Source organism: Streptomyces sp. NPDC059866, from assembly GCF_042731325.1.
Lineage (GTDB): Bacteria > Actinomycetota > Actinomycetes > Streptomycetales > Streptomycetaceae > Streptomyces > Streptomyces flavusporus.
The window spans coordinates 1-1,171 of sequence record NZ_JBHWJT010000138.1; the positions used below are offsets into that span (position 1 = coordinate 1).

At 69.4% G+C, this 1,171-nt stretch carries 1 protein-coding gene; it reads right to left on the reverse strand.

Translation table 11 applies throughout. The annotated features are described in order from the left end of the window. Positions 1 to 82 precede the first annotated feature (82 nt). Positions 83 to 1,171, reverse strand: a 1,089-nt coding sequence (locus ACFV7R_RS47100) for an IS110 family transposase (protein WP_385276993.1), incomplete at its 5' end; no start/stop codon positions are given.

A 1,171-nucleotide genomic window follows, 5' to 3' on the forward strand; every position in this document is an offset into this window, starting at 1 on the left:
GCTGATCGGAAAATCGATGTTCGGGAGGGCAGGCGGCAGCATCCGGGCCGCGTGCGGCCCGGATGACGGTGAGACGGGCCGGTCAGGCTGATGCCGGGGTGAGGGCGACTTGGTGGCCGAGGGCCTGGAGCTGGCGGACGAGATCGCGGGTCTTGCGGGCGGGGTCGAGGTGGCGGCGGTGCCAGTCGGCGCCGAGCTCCTGGTAGGAGGCGTCTGGGTCGTTGATCAGGTGCCAGGCGATGACGAGTATCGAGCGGGCGACGGCGACCAGGGCTTTGGCGTGGCCGCGGCGTTTGACGATGCGGCGGTAGCGGGCGCCGAGGAAGGTGTCGGTGCGGGCGGCGGCGTTCGCGGCCTCGCCGAGGGCGCCCTTGAGCCAGGGGTTGCCCTGCCCGGCCGGACCCGTGCTGTTCTTCACGCCGGACTGGATGGTGCGGGGGCACAACTTCGCCCAGGAGACGAGGTGTTCGGGCGTGGGGAACCGGCTCATGTCCGCGCCGATCTCGGCGAGGATGATCTGCGCGGTGGCCGGTCCGATCCCTGGGACGGCGTCCAGCTTCTCGGCCAGAGCCCGTGCACTGACTGTCGTGGCGGGCTCGCTCCCGGTGCCCGAGCGGTCTGGCGGAGTGGTGATCTCCTCCAGCGTCCGGGCGATCAGCCGGTCGAGTTCGCCGATCTGTGCGGTGAGGTGGTCGACGGTGCCCAGCAGCACCCTCAGCAACCGGGCGTGGTGGTCTTCGAACTGCCCGGTCAGGGGTTCGATGAGGGCCGGCTTCTTCTTGACCAAGTTGCCTTTGGCGAGGTCGGCCAGGGTGCGCGGATTGCGTTCCCCGGCGACCAGGGCATCGAGCATGGCTCGCCCGGACATGCCGAACAGGTCCGAGACGACGCCGGACAGTTTGATCTGTGCGTCCTGCAGAACCTTGTCCACGCGGTGCTTGTGCCGGGTGCGTTCCTGGACGAACACGGTGCGGGTGCGGGTGTAGTCCCGCAGCTGCCTCACCGGCTTCGGCGGGACGAACGAGGCGCGGACCATGCCGCGTTCGGCAAGCTTGGCCAGCCAGACCGCGTCCAGTTTGTCGGTCTTCGGGCGCCCGGGAACGTTCTTCACGTCACGTGCGTTGACCAGCCAGCAGTCCAGGCCGCGGGCCTCCAGCAGGTAGAAGAACGG